The sequence below is a fragment of the Pseudoalteromonas haloplanktis ATCC 14393 genome (assembly GCF_000238355.1).
In the GTDB taxonomy this organism is placed as follows: Bacteria; Pseudomonadota; Gammaproteobacteria; order Enterobacterales; family Alteromonadaceae; genus Pseudoalteromonas; species Pseudoalteromonas haloplanktis.
This window is the reverse complement of record NZ_AHCA01000003.1, coordinates 280375-304240: the sequence shown is the minus strand read 5'-3', so window position 1 is coordinate 304240 and position 23866 is coordinate 280375. Positions and strand designations below refer to the sequence as shown.

At 41.4% G+C, this 23866-nt stretch carries 24 protein-coding genes and 1 tRNA gene; 7 read left to right on the top strand and 18 right to left on the bottom strand.

All coding sequences use genetic code 11. From position 1 onward, the window contains the following. Positions 1 to 88 precede the first annotated feature (88 nt). Both PHAL_RS24235 and PHAL_RS0108495 read right to left on the bottom strand, forming a co-directional pair. The gene (locus PHAL_RS24235) at positions 89 to 241 is read right to left on the bottom strand and encodes a hypothetical protein (RefSeq protein ID WP_016707967.1); all 153 of its coding nucleotides are present in this window, start codon (positions 239 to 241) and stop codon (positions 89 to 91) included. Continuing rightward, on the bottom strand, positions 238 to 1101 hold the full coding sequence (locus PHAL_RS0108495) for a VOC family protein (protein ID WP_138973938.1): 864 nt from the start codon (positions 1099 to 1101) through the stop codon (positions 238 to 240). The genes PHAL_RS24235 and PHAL_RS0108495 overlap by 4 nt, the downstream gene beginning before the upstream one ends. A gap of 291 nt (positions 1102 to 1392) precedes the next feature. On the opposite strand from PHAL_RS0108495, the gene PHAL_RS0108490 reads away from it, so the two are divergent. Then, positions 1393 to 3018: a methyl-accepting chemotaxis protein gene (locus PHAL_RS0108490; protein WP_016707965.1), complete on the top strand. Its 1626-nt coding sequence runs from the start codon at positions 1393 to 1395 to the stop codon at positions 3016 to 3018. A 93-nt stretch (positions 3019 to 3111) separates the two neighbouring features. On the opposite strand, the gene PHAL_RS0108485 is transcribed toward PHAL_RS0108490, so the two are convergent. The 3 genes from PHAL_RS0108485 to PHAL_RS0108475 all read right to left on the bottom strand — a co-directional run bounded on the left by PHAL_RS0108485 (position 3112) and on the right by PHAL_RS0108475 (position 5254). Beyond that, positions 3112 to 3519, bottom strand: coding sequence for a phosphate ABC transporter substrate-binding protein (locus PHAL_RS0108485; RefSeq protein ID WP_016707964.1), 408 nt, complete (start codon positions 3517 to 3519; stop codon positions 3112 to 3114). Positions 3520 to 3530: 11 nt separating this feature from the next. After that, positions 3531 to 4676 (bottom strand): porin, encoded by a 1146-nt coding sequence (locus PHAL_RS0108480; protein ID WP_016707963.1) that lies wholly within the window; start codon positions 4674 to 4676, stop codon positions 3531 to 3533. Positions 4677 to 4885: 209 nt separating this feature from the next. Continuing rightward, complete coding sequence (locus PHAL_RS0108475) at positions 4886 to 5254, bottom strand: hypothetical protein (protein WP_016707962.1); 369 nt, start codon at positions 5252 to 5254, stop codon at positions 4886 to 4888. Between the two features lie 96 nt (positions 5255 to 5350). Here PHAL_RS0108475 and PHAL_RS0108470 point away from each other — a divergent pair, with 96 nt between their 5' ends. Together PHAL_RS0108470 and ggt are read left to right on the top strand one after the other, a co-directional pair. Then, entirely contained in the window at positions 5351 to 5887 is a 537-nt protein-coding gene (locus PHAL_RS0108470) for a GNAT family N-acetyltransferase (RefSeq protein ID WP_016707961.1), read from the top strand. Between the two features lie 138 nt (positions 5888 to 6025). After that, a complete protein-coding gene (gene ggt, locus PHAL_RS0108465) occupies positions 6026 to 7648 on the top strand; it encodes a gamma-glutamyltransferase (RefSeq protein WP_374954833.1) in 1623 nt (540 codons plus the stop codon). Between the two features lie 338 nt (positions 7649 to 7986). On the opposite strand, the gene PHAL_RS0108460 is transcribed toward ggt, so the two are convergent. From PHAL_RS0108460 to PHAL_RS0108450, 4 genes are all read right to left on the bottom strand, one after another. After that, positions 7987 to 8649, bottom strand: a complete 663-nt coding sequence (locus PHAL_RS0108460; protein ID WP_016707959.1) for a hypothetical protein — start codon at positions 8647 to 8649, stop codon at positions 7987 to 7989. 92 nt (positions 8650 to 8741) lie between these two features. After that, complete coding sequence (locus PHAL_RS0108455) at positions 8742 to 9560, bottom strand: hypothetical protein (protein ID WP_016707958.1); 819 nt, start codon at positions 9558 to 9560, stop codon at positions 8742 to 8744. A 13-nt stretch (positions 9561 to 9573) separates the two neighbouring features. Then, positions 9574 to 9661 (bottom strand) — tRNA-OTHER (locus PHAL_RS24230). 349 nt (positions 9662 to 10010) lie between these two features. After that, complete coding sequence (locus PHAL_RS0108450) at positions 10011 to 10340, bottom strand: translation initiation factor (protein ID WP_016707957.1); 330 nt, start codon at positions 10338 to 10340, stop codon at positions 10011 to 10013. A 158-nt stretch (positions 10341 to 10498) separates the two neighbouring features. On the opposite strand from PHAL_RS0108450, the gene PHAL_RS0108445 reads away from it, so the two are divergent. The 4 genes from PHAL_RS0108445 (at position 10499) to PHAL_RS0108430 (ending at position 14447) form a co-directional block, all read left to right on the top strand. Further along, positions 10499 to 10804 carry an STAS domain-containing protein gene (locus tag PHAL_RS0108445; RefSeq protein ID WP_016707956.1) on the top strand — a complete coding sequence of 102 codons (306 nt, stop codon included), beginning with the start codon at positions 10499 to 10501 and terminating at the stop codon, positions 10802 to 10804. After that, positions 10804 to 12450, top strand: coding sequence for a fused response regulator/phosphatase (locus PHAL_RS0108440; protein WP_036980672.1), 1647 nt, complete (start codon positions 10804 to 10806; stop codon positions 12448 to 12450). The genes PHAL_RS0108445 and PHAL_RS0108440 overlap by 1 nt, the downstream gene beginning before the upstream one ends. A 67-nt stretch (positions 12451 to 12517) precedes the next feature. Continuing rightward, a complete protein-coding gene (locus tag PHAL_RS0108435) occupies positions 12518 to 13177 on the top strand; it encodes a histidine kinase (protein ID WP_016707954.1) in 660 nt (219 codons plus the stop codon). 79 nt (positions 13178 to 13256) lie between these two features. Further along, positions 13257 to 14447 (top strand): amino acid aminotransferase, encoded by a 1191-nt coding sequence (locus PHAL_RS0108430; RefSeq protein WP_016707953.1) that lies wholly within the window; start codon positions 13257 to 13259, stop codon positions 14445 to 14447. Between the two features lie 79 nt (positions 14448 to 14526). Here PHAL_RS0108430 and PHAL_RS0108425 read toward each other — a convergent pair whose 3' ends face one another. From PHAL_RS0108425 to PHAL_RS0108385, 9 genes are all read right to left on the bottom strand, one after another. Then, positions 14527 to 15366, bottom strand: coding sequence for a Tim44 domain-containing protein (locus PHAL_RS0108425; RefSeq protein ID WP_016707952.1), 840 nt, complete (start codon positions 15364 to 15366; stop codon positions 14527 to 14529). A 190-nt stretch (positions 15367 to 15556) separates the two neighbouring features. Further along, entirely contained in the window at positions 15557 to 16351 is a 795-nt protein-coding gene (locus tag PHAL_RS0108420) for a DUF3379 family protein (protein WP_016707951.1), read from the bottom strand. Further along, positions 16351 to 16908 (bottom strand): sigma-70 family RNA polymerase sigma factor, encoded by a 558-nt coding sequence (locus tag PHAL_RS0108415; RefSeq protein ID WP_036980711.1) that lies wholly within the window; start codon positions 16906 to 16908, stop codon positions 16351 to 16353. Before PHAL_RS0108415 ends, PHAL_RS0108420 begins: the two co-directional genes overlap by 1 nt. Before the next feature lie 69 nt (positions 16909 to 16977). Next, the gene (locus PHAL_RS0108410) at positions 16978 to 18621 is read right to left on the bottom strand and encodes a BatD family protein (RefSeq protein WP_016707949.1); all 1644 of its coding nucleotides are present in this window, start codon (positions 18619 to 18621) and stop codon (positions 16978 to 16980) included. Continuing rightward, positions 18615 to 20516 (bottom strand): vWA domain-containing protein, encoded by a 1902-nt coding sequence (locus PHAL_RS0108405; protein WP_016707948.1) that lies wholly within the window; start codon positions 20514 to 20516, stop codon positions 18615 to 18617. The genes PHAL_RS0108410 and PHAL_RS0108405 overlap by 7 nt, the downstream gene beginning before the upstream one ends. Continuing rightward, positions 20516 to 21502 (bottom strand): vWA domain-containing protein, encoded by a 987-nt coding sequence (locus tag PHAL_RS0108400; RefSeq protein WP_016707947.1) that lies wholly within the window; start codon positions 21500 to 21502, stop codon positions 20516 to 20518. Before PHAL_RS0108400 ends, PHAL_RS0108405 begins: the two co-directional genes overlap by 1 nt. Further along, positions 21495 to 21932: a DUF4381 domain-containing protein gene (locus PHAL_RS0108395; protein ID WP_016707946.1), complete on the bottom strand. Its 438-nt coding sequence runs from the start codon at positions 21930 to 21932 to the stop codon at positions 21495 to 21497. Before PHAL_RS0108395 ends, PHAL_RS0108400 begins: the two co-directional genes overlap by 8 nt. Position 21933: 1 nt before the next feature. Beyond that, entirely contained in the window at positions 21934 to 22878 is a 945-nt protein-coding gene (locus PHAL_RS0108390; RefSeq protein ID WP_016707945.1) for a DUF58 domain-containing protein, read from the bottom strand. Between the two features lie 3 nt (positions 22879 to 22881). Continuing rightward, entirely contained in the window at positions 22882 to 23838 is a 957-nt protein-coding gene (locus PHAL_RS0108385; RefSeq protein WP_016707944.1) for an AAA family ATPase, read from the bottom strand. Positions 23839 to 23866: the final 28 nt, after the last annotated feature.

Genomic DNA, 23866 nt, shown 5'->3' with positions numbered 1-23866 from the left:
CATGTTACTGGCTTTTTGCTTTTTATGAATTACCATAAACATCAGCCGTGTTCTGGCTGATATCTTCAGCGCAAGTCCAGCTTGACTCTTACAATGAACCACCAACCCCAATGCTTGGGTTTACGTACACAGGGCCTACTTTAAAAGGGGCGCTTACATTTAAACTTGCGTAGGGGCTGCATGAAGCTAATAAAAGAGTCATGGCGCTTATGCTGGCTATTTTTATTAATCGCTTTTTCATTTTGTAGTCTCCTGGATCACTAAACCAGCGCCTGCTGGATCACGAATTATTGCAACAGTACCATTACGGACTGCATCATTAGGGGCCATTAGCACTTGTCCGCCTGCGGCCGTTACTTTTAATATCGTTGCATCAACATCAGCTACCTTAATATAGTTAACCCACGTATTACCTATTTCAGTGTCTGGTTTTTTTACAAATCCAAAAGCAGGGCTGTTGTTTATTTTTAAGAACGAATAGTTGGCTCCAAACAGTGTTTTCTGTGCCGTGCTATACCCTGCAAGCTGCTGATAAAATGCGCTGCTGGCAGCGGGATCATCACTCCATACTTCTTGCCAGATCCAACTATTGTTATTTATGGTTAGGCTTGGATCGCCATTGATCGTGTTAATGACAGAGAATAAAGCACCTTGTGGATCTTCAAGTACCGCAATATCTCCTCGTCCTGTAATCGTTGTTTTACCAATTAAGGTTTTACCACCTGCTGAGCGAGTGGCATTGATCACGCTATCAACATCAGCAACTGACACGAGTGCAAGCCAGTGGCTATTATTTTGTTTGTTATCTAACTTAGCCATACCAGCAATGACTTGCCCATTTGTACTGACTAAAACGTAATCATCATTAACAGCTCGGAACTGCCAATCGAATACAGCTTGATAGAAAGTTTGTGATTGCTTTAGGTCGGGTGTTACTAAGTCGTGCCAAACAACGTGCCCGAGTTGTTTAGTGCCGCTATCGCTAATGGCGGGTAAGCTCGGTTGTGTAAGCTGACAACCGGTTAAAACAGCTGCTAAAGCGCCGCTTAATAGCAAAGGTTTTAAAAAGTGTTTAATAGCCAAGGTTGATACTCCTTTCATTTGTATTTCCGGTACGTATGCTAAACAAGCTCAATATGGTGTTATATATCGAGGTGGTCTGTAATTATATTGCCAAACGTGGCAAATAATTCAACGCTTAAATAATAGTCTATAAATCACAAAGTAAGCGATTGATTTCATAATTAAGTTTTTAGCTCGGCAAGGTGTCATTTTACTTTTTTATTGTTTTTATGCTTTTTGGGCAATAAAGCTAGATAAATTAAAAATATAGTTAACACTTACAGGTAATAGGCCGATAATACACACAGTTAAAATAATAGGGTAAATAGCATGGCTTCAAGTTTGTCTTTTCAAAACCTAAGCATCAGTAAAAAAATTCACGCTATAACATGCATTGCAGTTATTGCTTTTATAGTAATTGTGTTGATTAATTATATTGCCATGAAAGACAATCGAGGTTCATTGGACGAACTTGAAAAGACCTCTTATCAAGTAGTAAAACTAACTTCTGCCAATGTAGGGTTACTTGAGAAGTTAGACGAGCTTTATACTCAAGCCGTTACATTTGGTGAGCAGGATCTTGTTGATAAAGCTAAAGAGACCTTGACTTTACTAACAGCAAACCTTGATGCGATAAACAATATTAATAGCAACTACATTGACAGCCAAACACGCAAACAATTAACTGACTACGCTGCTATTTCATCAAAAATTGCTAATGATATGATCAGCGGTACAGCCGACTTTAGTAAAATCCAACAACAAGCTCAAGCTAAAACGAATATGTATAATTCCGTGTTGCAAAGCCTTAAAGTCGCTCAGCAACGTGCCGATGATCGCTTTTTTGAATTAGTAAAAAATACCAAATCACGTTCAGATCAGGCATTAACCTTAATGTTAGTTGTTTCATCCGTCTCCTTGTTATTACTATTATTTATGGCAATTTGGATTGCACGTGGTATTGCCGCTGCAGCCAGTGATGCCGCGGCAAATTTACACTTGTTAGGCGAGGGTAAAGGCTCTTTGAGCACGCAGCTTACGGTGCGAAGTGAAGATGAAATCGGCCAAGTCTCGATTAATTTTAATACCTTTATTGCTTTGCTTAAAGAATCAGTATTAGAAGTGATGGCAGTGTGTGAACCACTAATGGAAAATTCAACCCGTTTAGTACAGGGGATGGAGCAAGCGGAAAAGGCGACGAGCAAGCAAACCGCGGATGCAGAGATAGTTAAGCAGTCAATGGAAGAAATGAAACAAAGTGTAGGGGATATCTCACATTCAGCGGCAAGTGCGTCACGTGCAGCACAAATGGCTGAACAAGAAGTTGAGCAAAGCCGTTCGCAAATTCAAACATCGGTATCACAGTCGCAAACCTTAAGTGCTGAAATTAATCGTGCTGCTACAACAATTAATAAGTTAGCGGATGACACAAAAAATGTGACGCAAATACTCAATGTGATCACTGCAATTGCCGAACAAACAAACCTATTAGCGCTTAACGCAGCAATTGAGGCGGCAAGAGCGGGTGAGCAAGGGCGTGGTTTCGCAGTCGTTGCAGACGAAGTAAGAGAGCTTGCTTCACGTACTGCAAAATCAACCAACGAAATCCGTGAGTTATTAAATACCCTAACCAGTGCTGCAAATGAATCGGTCAGCGCCATGACAACTGCACGCGATATGGCCGGTAACAATGCAAAAGCAGCAGAAAACACGGGTATATCAATTGAAAAAATTGCGGAGCAAATGCTCGAAATTAATGGTATGAATTCGCAAATTGCAGCAGCCACGGAGGAGCAAACATCGGTTGCGGCAATGGTCGTTGAAAACGTCTCTAATATGCATATGTCGTTTGAAGATACCATGGCATCGCTTACCGCTGTGCGTGATGTTGCTAAAAACCTTCATTATCTCTCTGATAATTTATTAGATGCCACCGCTAAATTCAAAGTGGAGTAAGTAAACTTTATTTTCACTACGCAAAAAAATAAACAACGCCTTATGATTTATAACCACAAGGCGTTGTTTTCGAGTTAAAAAGCGTTAAAACGATTAAAACGTCGCGATAACTTTTACGCTATCAGTTACTTTGCTGCTATCAATATAGCCAATTGAATCAGCATTACTGCTAACAAAATCGATTACAGCTTGATCATTATCTAACTTTTCTGGTGGCGTGCCTTTACCAGTAAACACCAGTTTTGACCAATAGGCATTAAGTTGGCTACTTGATTTACCAACTACTTTGTCATTAAATTCATCAGCCACGTTATTGCCGTTTTGATTGACTGGATTTACTTTCGTACCATCTGCGAAAGACTTGCTTTTACCAAGGTAGATTTTTTTGATCTCAGTTTGGTCTATAGCATTACCATTATTTGCATTGACGATCACTGCAATATCGGCCAGTACGCTAAACGAACATACAGAAAGTAGTCCTGCTAAAATTAGTTTTTTCATGACTATTCCCCTTAAAAAACTAAATCAACAGCAACGGCAATCACATCCGTTTCAGTATCAGAAATATCATCTTTAAAACGACTAAAATCAACCTTTAGCGCTGCAGATGGATGGAAGTCATAACGTGTGCCAATAGTGTATACGTTACTTTTAGCTTTTGAGCCTTCTAACACTAAATTAATGCCTTGATTAAGTGGTGGCACAGCGGGTAGTGCGTTATAGCGGTTACTTTCATGTTTATCGTCGTTGTTTTCGTAAGTTAAATGAACGATCCACTCATCCATTCGATACCCCACAGAGGTATAATACTGAGTTTGTTTCGCCAAAGCGCTGTTATCAACTTCAAACTCCGTGTATTCGGCATCAAATAACAAGTTGTTGTAATCAATTGAAACCCCTAAAGCAAGAAAAGAGCCGTCGTCTTCGTCCACAGCAATGTTATTTGCTTGATCAACAAACCCCGCGTTACGAAGGGCTTCTTCTAATTCATTAAGGGCGACCCCTGTTGGCGTATCATTTTCGATAGCAATAGAGGTGTCAGCTACAAAATAGGCTGCGCGAGCACTAAACCAGTCGTAGCTCAAGGTCCAGTTAATACCGGCAATATCATTAAGTTCTGTGTCACCATTTACAGATACAACCGCAATAGTACCGTCATAGCCTCCGTAAATAACTTGCACTGTTGAGTCCCAGTCACCGAGTTGTGAGGTATGAAGTAAGCTCAAACCTTCATAGGTAGAAAATGGAATGTTATAAACTGATTGAGGAGGTCTTACCCAGCGGTAGGCATAACCCACATCCAAAAAGTCAGAATAACGATAAAAAGGCACACGCATTTTACCCGCACTGAGTTGCAGCTCATCGGTAAACTCGTATGTTAAGTAAGCCCATTCAAATTCGGCATCAAAATCATTTTCACCGCGAGCAACAATTTGTGCTGTCGCACTGAGTTTGTCTTGCAGATCTGCTGATAACTGTAAAGCAAACACGCTCTCATTTTTAAATGAAATGTCGTTGTCGTACCCATACAGTGACGAATCATCATCCAGTGTTTTACCGCCAACGATGGAAGCAAAACCATTTATACGTATTTCTGCATATGAGGGGGCAGATAAACAGGCTGCGCAAATTGCAATTGCGATAGGCAGTTTTTTCATTGTGTATCCTACTAGTTTTGTATGTTGATTTCAGCTGGAGTATAGGAGTAAACACGTAAATTATCGACAAATTTACATTGATTTAGTGTTTTTTATTATAGGTTTAACAAAGTACGCGGGACGATATAGATGGTAAAAGAAAGTAGGATGATATTTTAATGATAATGAATTAGTTAGGCTGTCACAATGACAGCCTAACAGTATAAGTATTAATTGTTATTTTCTTGTTCGCGCTCTTCGCGTGCGGCTTTTAACTCGTCAGCGAGTTCTTGCGCTTTTTGCTTGGTTTTCTCTGTTAATTCGCCAGCGGCTTCTTTACTTTCAATCCAGGCATCAAGGGCCACATCTTTGCCATCGTCGTACATATCAAGGCCAAGTTTTTTACTCTCCTGTAGTAATTCCTCAAGTGTTTCACCTTTAAATTCATTGGTGGTTTCTTTCACTTCATCCCAAGCATCATTGAGCGCTTGCTGAGCTTGTGCTTTGGCTTCTGCTGCATCTTTTTTTACTTCGTCGGCATCTTCACAGCCAGTTAACGCCACACATCCTAATAAAACTAAGCTTACTAATTTGTTCATATTGGTTCTCTAATAAAAGGATTGATTTACTAAGGAGTATTTCCTTAGGTACAGTATTAATGACAATCTCAAAACAAGCAATATACAGGCTATAAAATGAATGTACCTAGAACAGCACGCTTGCACTTTAAATTAATGGATGAAAATGACAGTGCCTTATTACTTGAACTAGATAGTGATCCACAAGTGATGGCACACTTAACGCGTGGCAAGGTAAGTACCATAGACACCATCAAAGAGATATTTATGCCACGGATGCAAGCTTATCGTAATCCATCACTAGGCTGGGGGCTATGGCAAGTAAACCTAACAGAAAGTAATTCCTTTATAGGTTGGGTGCTGATTCGACCTATGGGATTTTTTACAGATCAGCCGGATCATAGTGATATCGAAATTGGTTGGCGCTTCAAGCGGGCAAGTTGGGGAAAAGGCTATGCCAGTGAAGCAGCAGCTGCCGTTGCTGATGCAGTTATAAAGCACAACGCTATACATACACTTAGTGCCACGGCATTAGAAGCTAATCGCGCCTCGATTAAAGTCATGGAAAAACTGGGTATGCAGTTTGTTGAACATTACTCACATCGCGATGAGTTTGGTGAGTTACCCGCCGTGTTATATCGTAAGTTTGTTTAAATCAGCATAGAGTTGTTTGACCTAGGTTTGCAGAGTGTGTATTAATGAGTGTAATAAAATAATTTAAAAAATAGAAAAAACAAGGAATTTAATATGTTTTCAGGCGCTAAGCATTTGCTGATTTTCAGTCTTGTTATTATGCAAGTACAAATAACGGTACTGGCAGCGGGCAAAACCGCGCAAGCCGCTGTTGCTATGCCCGATAGTTATAGTAGTGATACCGCCAGAGCTATTTTAGAGCAGGGTGGCAACGCTGTTGATGCGGCAATTGCAGCCCAGTTTGTGTTAGCGGTTACTTTACCTGAGGCGGGTAATATTGGAGGCGGTGGTTTTATGCTGATCCAAAAAGACGGGCAAGGCGACTTTATTGATTATCGTGAAACTGCCCCCAGTGCGGCGCACCGTGATATGTACTTGGATGATAAAGGCAATGTGATTGCCAATAAATCGGTTTACGGTATTCACGCCAGTGGCGTACCTGGCAGCGTAGCTGGTATGTGGCTTGCCCACCAAAAACACGGCACGCTTGACTGGAAAACCCTTGTACAGCCCGCTGTTAAGCTCGCCGAACAGGGCTTTATCGTCCATCCAAAACTGGCCAACAGCATTGAGCGCTATATTGCGCGTATGGCCAAAAAAGACGGAACGATTAACTTTGCTGATTATTTCGCCAGTGCCAAAGCCAATGAAAACTTTAAGCAGCCAGAGCTTGCAGCTACTTTAAAACGAATTCGCGACCAAGGTAAAGCAGGCTTTTATGAAGGCGAAACAGCCAAGATCATTGCAGACTTTATGAGTGAGCATGGTGGGATTATCACTGCTGCTGATTTAAAAGCGTATCAAGCAAAGTCACGTACACCAATGAAAGCAACTTGGAATGGTTATGAAGTACTGACATCACCACCACCAAGTTCAGGCGGCATTGCAATTGTACAATGGTTAAAAATGTATGAGTTGACTAAACCTGCCGCCGGCCTTGAACATAACTCGACTGGCTATATTCATTTATTAGCTGAAATTGGTAAACGGGTATTTGCCGATAGAGCAGAGTACTTAGGTGATCCTGACTTTTTCGATGTACCAAAAGCAGAGTTAATCGCCAGTGATTACCTTAAAAAGCGCAGTAGTACCATTACCCTTGATAAAATATCGACCACCGAAGATATTAAACCTGGTCTATATGAAAGCGAACAAACCACGCATTTTTCAATTGTTGATAAATGGGGCAATGCAGTATCGAATACCACTACCATTAACTTAGGTTACGGCAGTGGCGTAGTGGTCGCAGGCGCAGGTTTTTTGCTTAATGATGAAATGGATGACTTTAGCGCAAAACCTGGGGTGATGAACGTTTTTGGCGCGCTCGGCGGCAAAGCCAACGAAATACAGCCGCATAAGCGCATGCTTAGCTCAATGACGCCAACTATTTTACTCAAAGATAATAAAGTAAAAATGGTCACCGGCTCACCAGGTGGCACCACCATTATTAGCTCAGTGTATGAATCTATATTAAACGCGGTGGAATTTAATATGACTGCTGATGACGTCGTAAACAGCCCACGCTTTCATCATCAACTTTGGCCTAAAAACGTTATTCGTCATCACCCAGGTTTAGATGCCGGCGTTGTCAAAGCGCTTGAAAAAATGGGTTATACACTTGATGAACGCCGTTTTGGTGATATGCACGTGATTATCGAACGCGATGGTAAGCTTGATGCCGGCTCAGAAGCCTCAGGGCGCGGCAAAGCGGTAGTGTTTTGAGCGCAGCGGTAAGTAGCTATAAGCTGTAAGTGGTTAGCCGTAAGCTGTCAGTTTGCGCGGTGTTAAATTAAAGGCCGTAGATACAAGGTAACTAGGAGCTAGGAGAGTATGTTGTAGGCGCGAGTTTATCTCGCGCTTTGGGCATTATAAAATATACGCTAATTGCTGACAGCTAATAACAGTGCCTGACGTAAACTAGGAATTAGAATTATCGATTGTCTTCAAAGTGCTAATAGCGGATCTTCACGCCTGTAATAAGCGTGGTTTTGTAGTGAAGACGCAGCCACATTAGAAAAGTCATCGTCTTGTCTGCGGTTTTTATGTGGTGGAGCCACCTTCTAATTTACACCTTTAGATTCTTGTTGAAGTTTTTTAACATAGTCATTTAAGGACTTATTAAATTTTGGAATATTTTCAGCTACAAAATCCCAATTAAAGCTAAGCAAAGCACTATTCCAGCCTACGATATAAACAAGCCCATCTTCATTAGGAAGTTTATCGCCATGCGTCATATTAAAGCTCACTTGATCAAAATGAGCGCCCTGCTGATCCCTATATGCTTTGGCATTTTCTACAAACTCATCAAAACGTTTCTTAATTTCACCAGAAAATGCATCTGCAATCAGCTCATCAAGGATGGGTTGCCAGAACGCTTCATAATTTCTAGAAATTACACCAGGTTTCCCATAACCTACGTTAAAAATAGTGCAAAATTTAATGATTATTTCTTCGGTAATTAGCTCATCAATCAGGTGAACATCATGAATATCTGGGAACAACGAACCATGTTTATTTTCAAAGTTGTCTAATGCTTCTCCCTCAAGTCGCAGACCTGTTTTTAACCTTTCTCGCTCTGTGTCGTATAACTCAGTAATATTCTGCGGTCTTCCTGTGCTACTGAAACGAACAATTCGTAGCCTTAGTTCCAAAAGATCGTTAATCCTTCCGAGAGCTACTTGCCATAAATATAACCTCCCGAGAGTTTCCTTCTTGCTTGACATAATATTCCCCCAGCGCTGATGATAAGATTTAAACGAATTTATATAGAAGAAATAACACCTAAATAACCGACGCTGTTTTGCTGCGTCAAGCGTCAAAGGCGCAAAGTTGATTGGTTTGTAGCTTTAACAACACTTTCAATTGTCTCCCTGCCTAAAAAACCATAATTCAATTCGACCCACTTTATGGATTGGCGATATCGTTTACCACCTTCCTGCTGTTTTACAATGGATTGGAAGGAATAGTTATCTAGTAATGCCTCATGAATAGAAGAGACGCTTAGAGATTTAGCTGTTGATATAAAGTACGCGTCGACAGCCCTAGCACACTTTATGAGCATGGTAATTAAGGTTGTAACATCTTTTAGTGTAAATTTATTGTTTCCGAAATTATCTAAAGCAATATTCACATCGAAATGATGAAAATCATCGAATATTTGCTGTGATCTTTCCTCCAAATACTCCTTAGATGACTTCGAGATGCAAGCATTTGATGAGTTTGCATGAACTACTTTATTCCTCCAGTGACAGAGTAGCTCAGTCAAAATTATCCATTCTTTTTCAATAAATGGAATTCCTGTTAAGAAATCCGTAACTCTATCCGCTTTCGAAGTATTTTGTTTTGGTGACTCATTAAAGTTTTTTTTAGTCCCTGGCCAAAAATAATCCTTGCTTATCTTTGATAAGTATTCGAACAGGCTTTCGACCGAGTAAACAATCGAAGATTTTATTGCAAATCGCCTAGCATTAATGCTTGAGCTATTAACATTTCCGGGCTTCCAAGAAATATTCAATTCTTTTGGAGGGGCTGTTTCTTGAGTTAATTTCGAAAGAGAAACTGCGATCGTGTTCATACAGTGAACGCTATGTCCAATATCATCCAAGAACACTTTCAAATATTTCGTTTCAGACATATAGAGCCTATAGTGGTGGCATTGTCAGGATTCGAACCTGCATTTCCGGTTTTGAATAAGCGCTTTTAGTAACCGATGTCTTACCGTTAGACGATGATGCCAGTTTGATTTTAACCTTAAAACGCTTGGTTAGAGGTTGCTCTAGTTCAGGCTTCATAACAATCTTAGTTCACAAGCGATTGAATTATTTTTCTGCCTGAAGTCGCCTCGTTTCAACATTGTATACTTTTACCATTTATCCCAATTAATTGCTATACAGTGCATTACAATCTAATGGTGATTTTATCTTGGGGCAAATACGACCCAATCATTCCTATTCCTGACCATACGAAAAAGTACAAGTCAGTAGCCGAAAGTGGAGCAGTAGAAGTTGCTTATCGCTCAAACTCGTCGCTCAGATAGTCATGAATCACTCATTAAATACCCGTAAACACTATAAAACCGAGGGGCTTAGCCCCCGGCAATTTTTACTTTGAATTTAAGTGCTTCTAGAATGGCTTTGAGTTTTTCGCGGTCGTCGCCTTGGACTTCGATGATGCCGTCTTTTACTGCGCCGCCTTGGCCCATTTTACTTTTGATTGTTTTGGCGAGTTTTTTTAGATCGTGTTGTTCGCTGTCGATGCCGGTTACTAACATAACACCTTTGCCTTTACGGCCTTTAGTTTGGCGTTCGATGCGCAGGGCGCCGTCTTTAAATACTTTACTTGCCACTTCTTTACTTGGCTTGGGTTGGCTGATCCGGCCTGTTTCGGTTGAATAAACGAGATTACTATCACTCATGCTTAACCTGCATTGAAAAAGTTAAATAAACAATGAAGTAGATAATAACAAATCTAATAACAAATTTGTGTGTGGCGGGTTTTATTTTTGCTGATTTATCATTAAGCAGTTATATTTAATACTCATTAAGAATGGATAATCTGATCAGGAGTTAACTAATGAGTTTAAGCAAGAGTGCCTCAGCTGATGGTGCGACACTCACTATTCAAATTAAAGGGAAATTTGACTTTAATTTAGTGCAGTCGTTTCGACAGGCCTATGCCGATATAAGCGAAAAAACCGCTAAAATTGTGATTGATCTGCGTGAGACCGATTACATGGATAGTTCGGCGCTTGGCATGCTATTAAACATGAAAAAAACCTTGGGCACTTCTGTTGATGCAATTCAAATAAGTAATTGTCAGCCACAATTAAAGAAGATCCTACAAATATCTCGATTTGATAAAAAGTTTGATATTGATTGATGCACATTCTTGTTGTTGATGATCAACCTCTTAATTGTACGCTGTTAAAAGTGATGTTGGAGCAACAAGATTATCAGGTATCCACTGCCGAGAATGGCGTTGAGGCGCTAGCTATATTAGAGCAGCAAAGCATTGATATTGTGTTACTCGATGTCATTATGCCTATTATGGATGGCTACGAAACCGCTGCAAAAATTAAACAGCGTTATAATGAAGTACACCTACCGGTTATTTTTATTACCTCGTTAGAAGACCAAAGTAGTTTTGAGCGCTGTTTAGAAGTGGGGGGCGATGACTTTATTCATAAACCGTTCGATAAAGTTATTTTAACCGCAAAAATAAAAGCCCACAGCCGTACCCGCAAATTAAGCTTAAAAACTCACGAGCAAAATAAGCTTTTGGAATATCATTACAACCAAACTGAGCGCGAACACGAAATCGTTGAGCATATTTTTAATAATGCGCTAGAGAACCAAGATAAATTTACTGACAATATTGATTTTCATCTGTCACCCGCCTCGATGTTTAATGGTGATATGTGTTTAGTCGGACAAAGTCCGATTGGCAGTTTGTATTGCATGCTGGGGGATTTTACCGGCCACGGCTTAGCAGCAGCTGTGGGGGCGTTACCGGCGTCTAAAGTTTTTTACACTATGGTTAATAAAGGCATGGCGGTCAGTGATATTGCCACTGAAGTTAATGCGATACTAGCGCAATTACTGCCAGGTAATATGTTTTGTGCGGCGACGATTATTGAGTTAAGCAGTTCAGGGAAAAGTATTTCAGCCTGGCTTGGCGGTCTACCAGATGCTTATTTAATTGATCAAAATGGCAATGTGCTAAAAACCTTAGAGTCACAACATATGGCATTGGGGGTTTTAGACAGCGATGAATTTGAGCGAGAATTAGTTCATTTTGAAGTAGACGAGAGCATGCGCTTGGTATTAGCTACCGATGGCATAATTGAAACCACCAATGCACAAGATGAATTTTTTGGCGAGCAGCGTTTTATTGAGGCATTGGCCAGTAAGGCGAAAGTGAATAGTCATGATGTGATCGCTAAAGTGACACAGTTTGCTCATGGCAGTGCACAACAAGATGATCTTAGTTTAGTGTTGTTTAATTGTGTTGCGGTTCCTCCTTTGGCTGAAGAGCAAGAGCCGTACTCACGATTACCGTTTAATTTTTCGTTAACACTCAATTCTCAGCAAATAAAACAAACCGATCCGGTGCTGGAAATTGTCGAGGTTTTGTCGCAAGTTGGCGGGCTTAAAGCGCATCGCTCAGATATTTTTTTGTTGCTGTCGGAGGCTTATAATAATGCGCTTGATCATGGCGTGTTAGGCCTTGATTCTGCGATTAAAAATAAAGAGGATGGTTTTATTGAGTATTACCAACTCAGAGAAGCCACTCTGGCAAAGTTAGTGGATGCCCTGATCATTGTCGATATACGCTATTGCCCTGAAACATTGAGCCTATATTTTACTATTTGTGATTCGGGTAATGGTTTTTCAAACACAGATAGTAGTGCTACCAGTAATAATCGAGAGCATGGTCGTGGCCTCTCTATTTTAGAAGAAATCGCAGAGCAGGTGACTTATAACGCATCGGGTAACCAAATTGAAATGTGTTATAAATTACAGTAATAACAAAGCTAGTCGTGGTTGCTTTGCCATGCTATGATTTGCTTCTTTTAGATGTTTGGATGGCTAAATGGTTTCTTCTTATTTATCTCTTGCACAGTTAGATGTGCCTGCTCAGTTAGTCGCTGATGAGCTTGCTAAGCTCGAAAATTATTTATCAAGTCACCCGCTTCCTGCTGTTCGTTGGCAGTATCAAATCCCTGAGCTTGGTGAGGGTGGGGCGTGTAGCTTATTTGGTTATTTACAGGATGAGCCGTTTAGACTGACTGATTTTTTACAGCAAGACCAGCAAACCAGCCATAAACTTGCTCAATTACAGTTGATTGTTGATTACGTTGTCGCACAAACCAATGTAGATTGGTACGGCATCTACCAAAGCACTGCAACACCAGAGGGTGAGCAACTGCTTAAACTTGCCTATTTTGGCGCACCAAGTAGGCCGTTATTTCCCCTAACTGAAGCATTTGCCGCAGGCAGTAACAATGTGCAAGTGGCGCTGAGCAGTAAAGGTCGGGTGATCAATAACGTTGAGCAATATTTAGCGAAGGGTGGGGAGTACTATACTTGCGACCCGAAAGTAAAATCCGAGGCCTGTTTACCGCTTTTTGATAGCGAAAATCGCTGCGTTGGAATCGTCGATGGCGAAGCCTTTAATAACGATTTTTTCAATCAACAAATATTAGCGCTATTAATTGCGTGCTGTATTAAAATTCCTCACTTTTTAGTGTAAATAACACTAGTCAATCTAGTGAGCTTTTATGTTAAGCTAAGTGCAACAGCTAACCCCTAAATAACGAAAGAGATAGTCAATGTTCTCAGTATTAAAACCATTACCAACTGATCCTATTCTTGGCCTTATGGCGGCCTATAAGCAAGATACTAACCCAAATAAGATTGACTTAGGGGTTGGTGTTTATAAAGATGAATTTGGCAACACGCCAGTGCTAAGTGCTGTTAAAAAAGCAGAAGCATTTCGCTTAGAAAATGAAACCAGCAAATCATACATTGGTTTAGCGGGTAACTTAGATTTTTGTCAAAAAATGGAAAACCTATTATTAGGTGAGCACCAAGCATTACTTGCTAATCGTGTACGTACGGCGCAAGCCCCAGGTGGTACAGGCGCACTTCGTGTTGCTGCTGAATTTATTGCTCGTTGTAACCCAAACGCGACTATTTGGGTAACCAACCCTACGTGGGCAAACCACATTAGCTTATTTGAAGCGGCTGGGCTGACAGTTAAAGAATACCCGTACTACGACTACGAAAATAAAGATCTACTATTTGATGAAATGATCGCCACGCTTAAGCAAGTGCCTAAAGGTGATGTTGTTTTAGTGCATGCATGTTGCCATAACCCAAGTGGTATGGACTTAAACGAAACACAGTGGAACACGGTTGCAGAGCTGGCTAAAGAAGTTGGTTTTACGCCACTTGTTGATATTGCATATCAAGGTTTTGGTTCAAGCCTTGAGGAAGATGCAAATGGCTTACGCATTTTAGCGAATGCGGTTGAAGAGCTAATTATTTGTTCGTCTTGCTCGAAAAACTTTGGTTTATACCGTGAGCGTGTTGGTGCATGTTCAATCATCGCAAAAGATAGCGCAACAGCGGATATTTCAAACTCAGTAATGTTAAGTGTGGTTCGTAGTATTTACTCAATGCCACCTGCACATGGTGCTGATATTGTAAATACAATTTTAAGCAGCACTGAGCTTACACAGCAGTGGCACAGTGAGCTTGATGAAATGCGTAACCGCATTAACGGCCTACGTACTTTGATCAAAGATAGCTTAGCAGCAAAAGGTATCGCTCAAGACTTCTCATTTATTGATCGTCAAAATGGCATGTTCTCTTTCCTAGGTATTAATAAAGAGCAAATTACACGCTTACAAAAAGAGTATGGTATTTATATCGTTGGTTCTAGCCGTGTAAACGTAGCTGGTATCAGCCAAGCAAATATCGATTATTTTGCAAATGCCGTTGCAGATGTTTGTAAATAATCCAATTTAATTGTTTTATTGACTAAAAAAACCGCACTCACTTGTTGTTGTGCGGTTTTATTTTGCCTAGCATCTAGCTCTAACTGTCAATTAAGTCTTCAACGCCAACAATTAACCAAGGCGCATCAGCTGTCGTCAGACGCTCTAAGTGCCATATCTCTAAGATTGGCTCCTCTTTATTATCACCAAGATCGCGGTATTTACCTTTGAAGCGCACGCTGACTTGCCATTTTTGAGGATGTGTATCCGCTCGAACAAGTTCAGCATCAATAAACATTACTTCAGTAGCTACGCTCTCAATGCCCTCACGCTCAGTTTTAAATTCAGCGACCAACTCGGGGCTTAAATACTCAGCCATCGTTACATAATCAGCATTATTCCACGCAGTTTGTAAAGTGTGGTAATGGCTACGAGCGCCTTGTAAAAAGCCATTCATATCAAAATTAGGCGGTAAGTTAAATGGTACGCTATTGGTGTGATTAAAACCCGTTGCTGTAGCGTGCTCTGGGATAGTTTGCTTCATCTGCCCAGTATTGAACCCGCCTTGCGAATGCGCCATCGCTGGGGCACTTTTGCGGCGCACAATACCCATTACCAGTTTAAAGATGATAAAGGCAATACCGGCCATTAAAATCATTTCGAAGATTTGCATTCCCTCAAAATCATCCCCCATCATCGAGGCAATTAAGCCTCCCGCTAATAAGCCACCAAAAATACCTGCCATCATGCCTTTTTTACTTGATTTTGGCTTTGCAGCAGGTGCGAGTGTGTTGGTATCTGTTTGTTGTTTTTGTGCAGTTTGCTGTGTTTCTGGCGTTTGACCACGCTTTTTACTGCCGAATTTTTTACGTGCTTCAACATCAAAGCTTGCAGTGCACAGCAAAGCAAGTAATGAAAATATAACTATCAGATTTTTCATGAAATTCCTTAAAACAAATTAGAAGCGCGATTCTAAATCAGTTCAAGAAATAGATAAATAGGGACAAAGTTAATTAAGCTTAAAATAGCTTATCAACGTTGATAGTTGACTAATTTTAAAGCAATTAATAAAGGGAGAGAGGAAGTGTAAATTGCATTGCCGTCGTTACAACGACAATGCAATTTAATCCTTAATTTAACCAGCGAATGGCATGGTTAATGCGATCGTTGTAGTGTTCTAACGGCACCCCTAAACTGGCAACTAAAATAGTATCAGCCTCTGGGCCTCGATTTATATGACCTTCAAAGCGATCGTCTTGAAAATCATCTGCGCCAATGCCAAAAGATTGATCCTTTGATGGCACGATAAATACCGTCATGGGGCCGTGCTCCGATTCAAACACCAGATGCAGGCCTTTTTGACCTTTAAAGTCACAAAACATCAAATAGGTTACTTTACCGGGAAGCTCATCTAAGTGGCCACCAAGAACAGCAAACTTTTCGTTGACTGTTTCTAAACTGATTGCTTCAGTTTTTTGTAACGAATTAATTTCATAGTAAACATGCGCAAGCGCATGTTCCCCTGCGGCATATGCAACATTTTGCTCACTGCTAAAGAAAAATGCACCTACGGCCACCAATAAAGAGGCTGCCATGGCAAGCGGCAAACGACCTAGTTTAAAGCGTGAGCTTGCCTCAATGACATTATCAGTTGGCTGTTGCATACTTGCATCAGTTTGCGCTGTAAACTGCGATTCACTATTGGGTACTTCGTTTTCTGCATGGGCTGCGGTATTTGCTAAAATACGCTCAGCAAGACCTTTTGGCACAGGAATATCAAGTGCCTCGGCAAGCTGTGTATCAAATGCTTGCATGTCATCTATAAATGCTTGTCGCTCAGGGTGCTGCTCTGCAAAGTCTAAAAGCTCCTTCTCTGTGCTGTTTGGCTGTGCGCTAACTCGGCGACGAAACTCGAGATCATCCATTATTTTGATGCCCCTTTAAGTTGTTCATCATCACGGCTTAAAGCCTCTTTTAACTGGTTTCTGGCGCGGTATAAACGCGTCATTACGGTATTTTTATTTAAATCTAATATTTCTGCTATCTCTTCACCGGAGCAACCCATCACTACCTGTAATAGTAATGGCTCTCGATATTCATCAGTAAGCTTAGCGATTTGACGTTGGATCACTGTTTGCTCCATTTCGTCATCTAAGCTGACGCTTGTATCATCAACTAAGGTATCGTTTTCAACATCGCTATAATCAAATTGTTTGCGTTCAAAACGGCGGGCATTTTCCCGGCGTAAAATCGTCAGTAGCCATGGTTTTGCGGCTTTTTGATCTAATAATGAATCAAGCGCTCGCCAAGCACGTAAAAACGTTTCCTGGACCAGATCTTCAGCAATATTAGGGTCACGGCATAGCCAATAGGCAAAACGATATAATTCACTATGATAAACATGAACTAGTTTTTCATAGCGTGTTTTTTTCTCTGCCATATCAACTAAGACCTGACTATTCGCGTTTTTATTTCCAAGCATAAGCACTTTTTTATTTATTTTAAGTAATCCGCTGTCCAAGTGCGAGGAGAATTGCTACGCACTTAAACTCTATTTATAAAGTCCTTTTAATACAGCTTGTTGAGATTTACTCTGTCTATTACGCTGTTCTTCTAACAGATTTACAATGGCTGCCAAGTCTACCTCGGTACTATTAGGACTATAGAGGGCTGACTGCAGTTTCGCAATATGTTGACTAAGTTGAATATTATCAACGTCGAGCATTAACTTGTCTATCGCACTATGCGATTGTTTTGTCTGCTGCACCGCATAACGGTTCAATGCCTGATAAAACGCATTTATATCATTGTTTTTACTAGCCTTCTTAAGTTCATTCAGGGATGTCGATGAATCTTTTTTTAGTACTTTAGGCTGACTGCTAACAGCTGTGCGTACAGAACGGCTTCGTAACCATAAAATTAACGTGATCAGCCACAATAAATAACCAATCACGCTAACAATAACTAACCAAATAGGGATATGGCTTACCTGGATTGGTTGTGAAGTTAGCGAGCTTGGCGCTTCGGTTGTTGGTAATGCCGAGGTCGGTGCCGCAGGGGGTGGGGGGACTACATCGTTACTACTTGGCGTTACGGTAATGGTACGCGCTGGCAAGGTTGCATAGCTAATACGGTTAATTTTAGTGTTATACCAAGGAACGCTCACTTCTGGCAATGTATAGGTGCCAGGCAATTGTGGCAGTAGAGCATACGATGCAGTTTGTTGTGAAATAACACGGCCATCTCTGACTAAGTGGTTGTTTTCCTTTTCATCGGGATAGCTGCGTATGCCTTTTATTTCAGGTAAATCAATATCGGGTAGTTGCTCTTTGGTGATGCCAAGTGCGGTTAATGTCAGCGTTCGTGTTATTGGTGTGCCAACTTCTACTGTGTCATGCTCTGGCTGCCATTGCTCATCTAAACTGACTAACTCGCTTGGTAACCAGGCACCTTGATAGTCATTGGGAATTGGTTTTATCTCAACGTTTACATCTTCACCCAATGCTGAGACATCTAATTGGCGGTAATCTTGGCGAATTCGTCCCTGAAAGGCGGGTGCTTGAATTGTGTAGCTGCCACTTTTTTGTGGTTGTACTAAATACTCTCGCGTGATGACTAAGTAACGTTTTCCATCAATTAACTCGTAATCTTCAGCTTGTTTACCTATTTGGCTTAGCTGCGCATCGGGCATCGTTGGGGTGCTTAAATTACCATCAAGCAACTCTTTTGCGAGGTAGAGTTTTACAGTATACAGTCCGGCTTCTTGCACGAATAAGCTGTCGCTAGAAAGCGATGCTTTGATAAATATATCGTTGTTTTGCTCAGCATCTTGGCTACGCTGGGCAACTTTTAACTCTATGGGATCAGAGCTGACACCGGCTACAGTGAATGCGGGGATAGTATAATTCCCAGCATCGCGAGTCATTAGTTTAACAGACCAGTTTGTTTGCTTTGAAATACTGCCATTAATAATATTGGTACGAGTGCTAACAGTCGTTCGGCCAACAACAAAGTCTTTTAACAGCACCGATGTATCTGGTTGGTCATCTTTAATATTGTCGTCCGCACTGATACTGAGCATAAAAAATTCACCCGCTAATACGGGGTTTTTATCAACACTGGCTTGTAGTTGTGTAATCGCCCACGAGGGCATAGCGCTGATAAGCAATAAACAACAGATTAATCGCATTACCATGATTTTTCGACTCCTTGTGGACGGCGTTGATAGTTTCGTTTTTGGGCTTCTAATTGCATTTTGTTACGTAATAAAATAGCGGGATCATCGGGCACTTTGCGCAACAACTGACTCAATTGTTGCGCTTTCTCTTTTTCTTCATTAGTCAGCTCAGCGGTGTGTGCTTGCATGGCTTGCTGTTTGGCCGCTTCTTCAGCCTGTTGCTGTTGTTCAGGACTCAGTTGTGCTTGTGGTTCATCATTTTCGGGTTCATCTTTTGCTTCGCTTTGAGCATCCGTTTGTTGTGCGTCATTCTCATCAGCTTGCTCAGGCTCAGCTTCCATTTGCGGGTCATTTTGTTCATCAGATTGCTGGCCTGATGGTTTCCCATCTTGTTGCTCATCACTTTGCTGGGATTCATCATTTTGTTGAGATTGTTCATCCTGATCGGCTTGCTCACCTTGTTGTGATTTATCTTTATTTTGCTGATCTTGGCCTTGCTCGCCATCTTGAGAGTCTTGGTCTTGATTTTGTTCGCCGTCTTGACCTTCTTGCTGTTGTTGCTGCTCCTGCTGCTGCTGCAGTAGTTGCTCAACTAATGCTTGATTTTCCTTTGCTTGAGTAAAGTTATCTTGCAACTGTTGCGCTTGCTGGTAGGCGTTAATGGCTTCTTCTAGTTTGCCTGCTTTGGCTAGGGCATTGCCGTAATTATATAAACCAGTAGGGCTTTTATCTTCGCTAAATTGGGCTAATGCCGCATCAAAATTCCCTTGCTGATACAGTGCCGCGCCTTTTAATTGACTTGAATCAGCAGTCGCAGCTTGTTCATATTCACCTTGTTGATATGCATCTAGGGCACGTTGATCTTGGTTTTTAAAGAGTGTTGGAAGCGCTACAGCATACGCATTTTGTTGTGGTAAAAAGCACACCACTAAAAATGCAGCGGCAAATGCACCACGGCGAAAAATCCACATCATCATTGGCAACAATATGAACAGGCCATAGATCCCAGCATCTATACGCCATAATGCTTGGCTTTGTTTTTCATTTTTAAGCACTTCACTATTTGCACTGGGTGCAAATGTTTGAATATCCCGAGCGCTGGGCTGGTATGTGGTAAACTTACCACCGCTATTTTTAGCTAAGCTATTAAGTAAACTTGTATTGATAGTTGGCACCACGATTTGCCCGTAACTGTCTTTTAAAAATCCCCCCTCAGGAAGCTTGATTGGCGCACCTTGCTCTGTTCCTACCCCATAAATATTTAAGCGATACGGGTTATTGCCAGTAAATTGACTAATGTCATTTTGTTCACTTTGCTCAATCCCATCGGTCACTAAGATAATGTCACCTTCAAGGTAACCTGCTTGGGTCAATAGCTCTTTGGCAGTATCAAGGCCTGCCAGTACGTTAGAGCCTTTATCGGGCATAATATCTGGGCTTAAGCTGGGGATCAGGTTCTCGAGCGTGGTAGCATCGGTGGTTAAGGGTGAAATCGTATACGCAGTGCCCGCATACGCGACTAAAGCGGTGTCACCTTCTTTGAATAACTTAATCATATCCAGTGCTTTAAAGCGTGCTTGCACTAAACGGCTAGGCGCTATGTCGGTACTGTACATAGACAACGACATATCCATTACAATTACCCGGGCATTTTTACTTTGAAATACAGGTACTTGTTTTTCTTCAAAACTAGGACCTGCGCTAAAAATAACGGCTAACACTGCAAATAATGCAATTAGCCACATAGGTTGGCTATGTTGTTGAGTATTGTTGCTGATCACAAACTTTGCTAAATGAGGAGCAATTAACTCAGCTTGCTTAGCATTTTTGTGTTTTAACATTGCAATAGCAAATACGACACACACAGGCACTAATAGCCACAAAACGGTTGGTCGGATAAATTCAAAGTCCATTAGGCCTCCTGTCTTAGTGTTTTTGCGCTAATAAACATAATGCGTAAAGCAATCAAACCCAGTGCAATTAATAAAGGGAAATAGAATAAAGCGCTTTGTGGGCGAAACGTTTGCTCGTCAGCACTGATGGGCTCTAGTTTATCTAGCTCTTGGTAAATTTGTTGTAAGCCCGCAACGTCTTTAGCACGAAAATACAGACCACCGGTTTGTTCTGCAATGCGTTTTAATAATCTTTCATCTAGGCTGCCGCCGCTCATGCCACCCATATTAAATAAGCTAAAACCGCGAGGGTTATCAGAGCCTACCCCTATGGTATAGACTTTTATGCCTTCTTCACGAGCAAGTAATAGAGCTTCTTCTGGATCTAAATTGCCCGCTGTATTTTGGCCATCGGTTAATAGCACCACGATACGGTTACTTTCATCTTTATTAGCAAAGCGTTTTACTGATAAACCTAGGGCATCACCGATAGCTGTTGCACGGCCAACTAAGCCAATTTGCGTTTCAGAGAGCATTTGGCTCACTGTTTTTACATCCCGTGTTAGTGGGGTTTGTAAAAAGGCCGTATCGCCAAATAAAATCAGTCCTAAACGGTCACCTTGGCGCTGCTCAATAAAGTCACTTAACACTGCTTTTACCATGGTTAAACGGTCAACATATTGGCCTTGATATGCCATATCTTGCTCGGTCATAGATCCTGATAAATCTACTGCGAGCATGATATCGCGGCCTTCATTAGGTAACGTAATTGGTTCGTCAAGCCAAGTTGGGTTGGCCAGTGCACTCACTAATAAAGCCCAGATCAGCCACTCGAATGCGCTAATACTGCGGGTGTGTTGATGGGCGACTTGTGTGGCTAAATTATGTTTGGCAAAACTTGGAATACGTAATCGGGTATTTCCTTCAGTGTGAACAGGCTTTAAAAAGCGCAATAACCAAGGTAGTGGTAATAATACAAAGAGCCAAGGCCAGCTAAATTCAAACATTCAGTGGCTCCTTTAATTTAAATTGTGAGATGGCGAGTTTTAATTTATTTGCCAGCGCACTCTGTTCACTGTTTGCTTGATAAAGGCTCATTAGTTCACCTTCAGTAAATTGTTGTCCGGTCAGCTTATTAATAGTTTTACACCATTGCTTTGTGCCTTGTGATGCTGCGCTTTGACCGTAGTAATGTAAAACCAAACGCTTGATTAAAATATGTAACTGTTGAGCATCGTCATCATATTGATTACTCAATAGCACAGCGTGTCGCTTGGCTTTTTTAAATTGGTAGGTTTGATACAACTTATAACCTGTAAAGCTAATAGTAAGTAGCAGTATGGCAATAATGACCCACCAAATGGGGGCCAAAGGCCACCAAGATACCTGAGTTGGGACAATGACATCATGTAGGCCATCTAAAGGAGAGGTTTGCATGTTACTTTCTCACTAATTGCAGCTCAAGTGGTGTGGCTGCATTGAATGATATTAAATTAAGACCCGATTTAGTTAAGCGCTCTAAACGTGCAGCAAAGGCTTGTGCAGCAGTTTTAGCAAACTTATCTCGAAAGCTTTTATCCATCAGTGGCAGGGCAAAATCACTGCCGTTGGCGCTGACCGTAACGGTTTGTTTAAACGCTGGAAGCTGGTGTTCGAATGGATCGCTAATATGGCAGCCGATCAACTCGCAGTGCCGACTGAGTATTTCGAGTTGTTTAAAACTGGCATCATCGAGGGCGCTAAAATCAGAGACTAAATATACTAAGCTGCCCGGTTTGGCTAAGTGGTTTAAGCGTTTTAGGTTATCGCTTAGTTTATTAGTGGCAACGTCGTCAATTTGGCTCAGGGCTTGGTGGTGACTATCACATAAATTGTGACACAATTTTAGTACCGCCTTTTCACGTGCGCTGGGTTTTAGCTCTAAATGACCGTGTTGATTAAACACAATACCGCCAATGCGATCGCCACGTTGGCATGCTGACCATGCAACTAAAGCACTAATATGTGCCGCCTGCACAGATTTAAGTAACAGTTTAGAACCAAATAACATGGAATTAGAAAAGTCGGTAAACACAAATACAGGGCGTTCTTTTTCTTCTTGAAAAAGTTTTGTGTGGGTTTCACCGGTTCGCGCCGTAACCCGCCAATCAATTGAGCGAATATCATCGCCGTGTTGATAATGGCGTACTTCGGCAAATTCCATACCGCGACCTTTATGGGGAGCAAGATACTGACCGGTTAGACTATTTCTGATCTTAACTTTTGGAGCAAGCTCAAGTAAGCGGGCTTTCGCTTTGTAATACATGAGCTCTTTTAACCCTAAGTCGACCCCATGGCTATGACTTAAACGGAGCCACTGTTGATTATCTAATTGCTTTTGCATGGCTTATGGTACGGCAACGAGTTCTAGAATACGGCTAATAACCTGATCTTTAGTAACACCATCAGCTTGTGCTTCATAACTTAAGATAATGCGATGGCGCAGCACGTTATGTAGTACAGCTTGAATATCATCGGGGGCAACAAAATCACGGCCTTGTAACCAAGCATGTGCACGGGCACATTTATCAAGCGCGATTGTCGCACGTGGACTTGCGCCATACTCAATCCAGCTGCCCAGTTGCGCATCCAATTTAGCCCCTTCACGGGTGGCAATGATCAATTGCACTAAATATTGCTCAAGCGGCTCAGCTAAATGCAGACCTAAAATTGCTTTGCGTGAAGCAAATAAGTCGCTTTGGCTAATTTGTTGTGCTGGTGCTTGATGCTCGCTCAGTGCTTCACCGCGAGTAAGGCGTAAAATATCAAGCTCATGTTCTGCGCCTGGGTAGTCAATGCTCAAGTGCAATAAAAAGCGGTCTAATTGCGCTTCAGGAAGGGGGTAAGTCCCTTCTTGTTCAAGCGGGTTTTGAGTAGCCATAACCATAAATAAGTCAGACAGTGGGTAGGTATTTTTGCCAACGGTAACCTGACGTTCAGCCATGGCTTCTAATAATGCTGATTGTACTTTCGCAGGAGCACGGTTAATTTCATCGGCTAAGATGAGGTTATGGAATAAAGGGCCTTTTTCAAACACGAATTCGCTGGTCTGTTGACGATAAATATCAGTACCCGTGACGTCAGCAGGTAATAAGTCTGGGGTGAATTGTACGCGTTGAAATGAACCCTCTACGCCTTTTGCTAGCGCATTAACAGCTCGGGTTTTAGCAAGTCCAGGAGGACCTTCTACTAATAAGTGGCCATCGGCTAAAATAGCGATAAGGAGTGCTTGCGTTAGTTCTGGCTGGCCAATAATTTGGCTGTCTAAATAAGTTTTTAATTGTGAAAATACGTTAGTGGCCATAGTAAAAAAACTGTCCTGATTAGCAAGG